We start from the raw sequence: 4,771 nt of genomic DNA, 5'->3' as shown, positions 1-4,771 counted from the left end.
GCCGTGCCCGAGTCCCCGCCGGGCGGCGGAGGCGTGGCACGGGCAGGGTGGACCCGCGTCATGGGCCGGGCCGGCGTGCCGGCCACCGCGGCCTCGCTACGCCAGCGCCTTAGCGATCTTGCGGGCGTCGATCGCCATCTCGCGGAGCATGCCGCTGATCGGATTGGTGAAGCCGGTGAAGTACAGGCCCGGCGCCTGCGCCGGCGTGCGGCCGCCGTGGACGACGGGCCGGCCGCGCTCGTCGAGCACGCCGAGGTGCCCCACCAGGTCCTCCAGTCCACGCCGGTAGCCGGTCGCGGCGATCACGGCGTCCGGGGAGATCCGCGTACCGTCGGCCAGCACCGCCTTGCCGTCGTCGAACGACTCGAGGGCCGCGACGGGCTCGACCCTGCCCGTGCGCACGGCGTCGATCAGGCCCACGTCCTGCACGGGAATGGCGCCCTTCTTGACGCGCGAGTACAGGCCCGTGTCCGGGCGCGGCAGCCCCTGCGCGGCGAGGTCGGGTACGGCGATCCTGCTCATGACCCTGCCCGCCCGGTCCACCAGCCGCACCGGGAGCCGGCGGACCAGGATGCCGGTGCGCTGGGCGGGCCAGCCCGCGGTGGAGCGGCGCACGATGTGCGGGACGGTGCGCACGGCCAGCCGTACGCGCGCGGCGCCGCCCTCCACGAGGTCGACGGCGATCTCGGCGCCGGTGTTGCCCACGCCGACGACGAGCACGTCCTTGCCCGCGAAGGGCCCGGGGTTGCGGTACTCGCCGGCATGCAGCAGCCGGCCCTGGTACGTGTCGCGGCCCGCCCAGTCGGGCAGGTGCGGGGTGTGGTTGTAGCCCGTCGCCACCACGACCGCCCGCCCGGTCAGCCGGCGGCCTCCGGTGGCGTGCAGCATCCAGTCGTTCCCGGCCGGCTCGATGCGGGACACCTCCACACCGGTGACGATCTCCAGTGCGTGGAACTCCGCGTACTTGTCCAGGTAGCGGACCACGTCGTCACGCGAGACCCAGCGGCCGAACGAGCGGGGCATCGGCAGGCCGGGCAGCGCGGAGAGCCTGCGGGTGGTGTGCAGATGAAGCCGGTCGTAGTGCCGCCGCCAGGACGCGCCGACCGACTCGGACCGCTCGAGCACCACCGCTCGTACGCCCCGCTCCCGCAGTGCGGCAGCGGCGGCGAGACCGCCCGGGCCGCCGCCGACGACATACACCGGGCGGTCGTTCGTCCGGTCGATGCCCGGGTGTCTGTCGGAGTCCTTCTCGTCGGCCATGAGCGTGAGCGTAATGACCCGCCGGTTTGATGGGTCTCAGTCAAGACGGAGTTCGGTTGCGAATCGGTCACGGTCGCGGCCCTCTTGCGCCTGCCGCCTCCTTCCGCTGAACTGACGTACCGTCAGGAAGCAGTGGGAGGGGAGGCCGGAGCATGCGGACGATTCTGCTCACCGGTGCCGAATGGACCGCCGTTCTGCGTATCGGCCTCGGCCTGTGGTGGCTGGAGAGCTGGCGCCACAAGGACCGCAAGGGCTGGCTCGAACGCGGTACGGGCATCACCTGGGCGGCCGGCGTCGCCGCGGAGCACCGCTGGCAGGCCGTCCGCACCGGCTTCGACAAGGTGGTGGCGCCCAGGCCCAGGGTGATGGCGTACCTCGTGGTGCACGCGGAACTCGCCCTCGGGCTCGGCCTGGTCAGCGGGTTCCTGACCCCGGTGGCGCTGATCGGCGGGCTGCTGCTCAATCTGCTCTACCTGGTGCTCATGATCCACGACTGGGCGGAGCAGGGGCAGAACGCCATGATGGCCCTGATCTCCCTCGTCGCCCTCTTCGCCATGTCCTGGCAGGTGTGGTCGCTCGACGACGCGATCGGACTCTTCTGATGGCCCAGGACCCGTCGGCGCCCGGCATCGACGACTTCACCCGCCCCTACTGGGACGCGGCCGCCGCCGGCGAACTGCTGATCCGCCGCTGCGCCGACTGCGGGCGGCCGCACCACTATCCGCGGGAGTTCTGCCCGCACTGCTGGAGCGACGACGTCGGCTGGGAGCGGGCCGCCGGCCGTGCCACGCTCTACACCTGGTCCGTCGTCCACCGCAACGATCTGCCGCCCTTCACGGACCGCGTGCCCTACACGGCGGCGCTGGTCGAACTCACCGAGGGCGTACGGATGATGACCGAGGTCGTGGACTGCGCGCCGGACCGGCTGGCCGTCGGGATGGAGCTGACGGTCGCCTTCCGTGCGGGGGAGAACGGCGTCAGCGTCCCCGTCTTCCGGCCGGCCGGATCCCCTCAGGGCCAGAGCAGCTCCCGCTCCCACTCCCCGCCGCCGGTCCGCCGGTAGCGCAGCCTCACATGCCGGCGCCGGTCGTCGCCCTGGAAGAACTCGGCCTCGCGCGGCTGGAGCACGTACCGCGTCCACGTCGGCACCGGGGCGTCCGGCTCGGTCCGCGCCTTCTCCCAGGCGGCCTGCGAGGCGCGCGCCAACTCTTCGACGGAGTCCAGCACTTCGCTCTGCCGTCCGGTCAGAGCGGCGGCCAGCGCACCCGTCGAGCGGGCGTGCAGGTCGGCCGCGCTCTCTTCGGCGGAGGCGGGGACGACCCGGCCCCGGACCCTGACCTGGCGGCCCTGCGACGCCCAGTAGAAGACGAGCGACGCCTCCGGCCCGGCCGCCAGCTGCCGGCCCTTCGCGCTGGTGGCGTGCGAGGCGAAGTGCCAGCCGTGCTCGTCGGCGTCGTGGAGCATCACGATCCGCGCGTCCGGACGCCCCTGGGCGTCCACCGTCGCCAGGGTCATGGTGTGCGGCTCCGGCTGTCCGGCCGCCACGGCCTCGCCGAACCACCGGTGGAACAGTGGCAGCGGCTCACCGGGCGCACCGGCCGGGTCGAACCCGGGCAGCTCGACGTCCCAGACGCGCTGCGCGTGCAGCAGGGCGCGGAAGGCCGCCTGCGGGTCGCGCTCTTCATGGTCCATGGACGCATTCAACCTCCCCGGCCTCCGCCGCGGGGGATCAGCCCCGCCCCAGTACCACCGTCCCCGACGAGCAGAACCAACCGCCCGTCCCCGACGCCACCGCGAGCGCCGGCAGCCGCCCGCCCGGCCCCCGGACCTGATGGGCCCCGGCCTCGCCCCGCAGCTGCCGCACGGCCTCCACCAGGAGGAACAGGCCCCGCATGCCCGGGTGGCAGGCGGAGAGGCCGCCTCCGTCGGTGTTGACCGGCAGCTCCCCGTCCCGCAGCAGCCGTCCCTGCTCGACGAAGGCGCCGCCCTCGCCCTTGGCACAGAAGCCGAGGTCCTCCAGCGTCACCAGGGTCATGTAGGTGAAGGCGTCGTAGATCTCCGCGATGTCGATCTCGTCGGGCCGCACACCGGCCCGCTCGAAGGCGAGCCGGCCGCTCACCGCTGCGGGGGAGACGGTGAGGTCGTCCCACTCCGACATGGTGGTGTGGGACACGTGCTCACCGGTGCCGAGGATCCACACCGGGTCCTTCGCCGTGTCCGGTACGTACTCCTCCGCGGCCAGCAGCACCGCGCAGCCGCCGTCGCTGCGGATGCAGCAGTGCAGCTTGGTGAACGGGTCGGCGATCACCGGGCCGTCCAGCACGTCGTCGACGGTGATCGGCTCACGGAACATCGCGTCCTCGTTGGCGGCGGCGTTGGCCCGCGCCTGAACGGCCACCTGCGCGAGCTGCTCCAGGGTCGTGCCGTACCGGTGCATGTGGCGGCGCGCGGCCATCGCGTACTTGGCGACGAGGGTGTGCCCGTACGGCACCTCGAACTGGAGCGGGCCGCGGGTGCCGAAGGACAGGTCGGAGGTGCGCCGTCCCGCCTTGATGTCGGCGCGGGCGGTGGACCCGTAGACCAGCAGCACCGCATTGGCGTGACCGGCGGCGACGGCGTCGGCCGCGTGCGCCGCCATGACCTCCCAGCTCGCCCCGCCGACGGCCGTGGAGTCCACCCAGAGGGGCCGCAGGCCGAGGTACTCGGCGACCTCGGCCGGCGCGAACGTGCCGAGACCGGCCGAGGCGAGGCCGTCCACGACGGAGCGGTCCAGGCCGGAGTCGGCGAGCGCCCGGCGGGCGGCCTGGGCGTGCAGCGCGTAGGGGGTGAGGCCGTCGACGCGGCCGCAGTCCGAGAGGGCCGTGCCGACGACGGCGACCTTGCGCGGAGTGGAGGGCATGTATCTGACGGTACATCAGATAATGGATGCCGAGGGGGCGGAAGACATCTGTGCATCCGCTCCTCGACGCCCTAACATGACGGCCCGTCAGGACGTCGTGGGCAGGAGCCGCCGATGGATGCCGCCTTCACCACCGAGCAGCACGAGATCCGCCGCACGCTGCGCGAAGCACTGACGGAACACGCGGATCCCGCCGCTTCCGCCGCGGCCGCCCGCACACCCGACGGGTACGACACCGATCTGTGGGCCCGCCTCGCGGAACAGCTCGGCCTGCCCGGCCTCACGCTCCCCGCCCGGTACGGCGGCGCGGACCGCACCCTCACCGAACTCGCGCTCGCCTGCGAGGAGAGCGGCCGGGTCCTGCTGCCGTCGCCCCTGCTCGCCACCGCGGGCCTCGCCGCACCCCTGATCCTGGCGCTCGGCACCCCCGCACAGCGCGCCGAGCTCCTGCCGCGCATCGCGGACGCCTCGCTCACCTGCACGCTCGCCGTCCCCGGCAACCTCGCCGAGGCGCTCGCGCTGACCGGTGACAACACGGCCGGAACGTGGGCGGGCGGCGGCCGGGCCGGCGGCATCCAGGCCCGGCCGACCGGCGACGGCTGGACCCTCTAC

6 protein-coding genes are annotated in these 4,771 nt (G+C 73.5%); 3 read left to right on the top strand and 3 right to left on the bottom strand.

Going from position 1 to position 4,771, the window contains the following annotated elements; all coding sequences use genetic code 11:
- Positions 1 to 96 precede the first annotated feature (96 nt).
- On the bottom strand, positions 97 to 1,260 hold the full coding sequence (locus ACWGH4_RS31410) for a flavin-containing monooxygenase (protein ID WP_453466864.1): 1,164 nt from the start codon (positions 1,258 to 1,260) through the stop codon (positions 97 to 99).
- A 152-nt stretch (positions 1,261 to 1,412) separates the two neighbouring features.
- Between ACWGH4_RS31410 and ACWGH4_RS31405 the strand changes: the two genes are divergently transcribed.
- Both ACWGH4_RS31405 and ACWGH4_RS31400 read left to right on the top strand, forming a co-directional pair.
- Complete coding sequence (locus tag ACWGH4_RS31405) at positions 1,413 to 1,862, top strand: DoxX family protein (RefSeq protein WP_453466862.1); 450 nt, start codon at positions 1,413 to 1,415, stop codon at positions 1,860 to 1,862.
- Positions 1,862 to 2,323 (top strand): Zn-ribbon domain-containing OB-fold protein, encoded by a 462-nt coding sequence (locus ACWGH4_RS31400; RefSeq protein WP_453466860.1) that lies wholly within the window; start codon positions 1,862 to 1,864, stop codon positions 2,321 to 2,323. The genes ACWGH4_RS31405 and ACWGH4_RS31400 overlap by 1 nt, the downstream gene beginning before the upstream one ends.
- On the opposite strand, the gene ACWGH4_RS31395 is transcribed toward ACWGH4_RS31400, so the two are convergent.
- Together ACWGH4_RS31395 and ACWGH4_RS31390 are read right to left on the bottom strand one after the other, a co-directional pair.
- Positions 2,272 to 2,952 carry a pyridoxine/pyridoxamine 5'-phosphate oxidase gene (locus ACWGH4_RS31395; RefSeq protein ID WP_453466858.1) on the bottom strand — a complete coding sequence of 227 codons (681 nt, stop codon included), beginning with the start codon at positions 2,950 to 2,952 and terminating at the stop codon, positions 2,272 to 2,274. The two genes, ACWGH4_RS31400 and ACWGH4_RS31395, sit on opposite strands and share 52 nt — an antisense overlap.
- 37 nt (positions 2,953 to 2,989) lie before the next feature.
- Positions 2,990 to 4,159, bottom strand: coding sequence for a thiolase C-terminal domain-containing protein (locus ACWGH4_RS31390; RefSeq protein WP_453466856.1), 1,170 nt, complete (start codon positions 4,157 to 4,159; stop codon positions 2,990 to 2,992).
- Positions 4,160 to 4,273: 114 nt separating this feature from the next.
- Between ACWGH4_RS31390 and ACWGH4_RS31385 the strand changes: the two genes are divergently transcribed.
- The coding region (locus tag ACWGH4_RS31385) for an acyl-CoA dehydrogenase family protein (protein WP_453466853.1) at positions 4,274 to 4,771 on the top strand (498 nt) is incomplete at its 3' end.

The organism is Streptomyces sp. NPDC054847 (assembly GCF_053610925.1).
The sequence above is the reverse complement of the archived record's forward strand: the minus strand, read 5'-3'. Positions and strand labels throughout refer to the sequence as shown.

Coding starts and splice junctions, on each gene's coding strand:
- ACWGH4_RS31400 (WP_453466860.1), top strand. CDS start 1,862: ATGGCCCAGGACCCGTCGGCGCCCGGCATCGACGACTTCACCCGCCCC.
- ACWGH4_RS31390 (WP_453466856.1), bottom strand. CDS start 4,159: ATGCCCTCCACTCCGCGCAAGGTCGCCGTCGTCGGCACGGCCCTCTCG.
- ACWGH4_RS31395 (WP_453466858.1), bottom strand. CDS start 2,952: ATGGACCATGAAGAGCGCGACCCGCAGGCGGCCTTCCGCGCCCTGCTG.
- ACWGH4_RS31405 (WP_453466862.1), top strand. CDS start 1,413: ATGCGGACGATTCTGCTCACCGGTGCCGAATGGACCGCCGTTCTGCGT.
- ACWGH4_RS31410 (WP_453466864.1), bottom strand. CDS start 1,260: ATGGCCGACGAGAAGGACTCCGACAGACACCCGGGCATCGACCGGACG.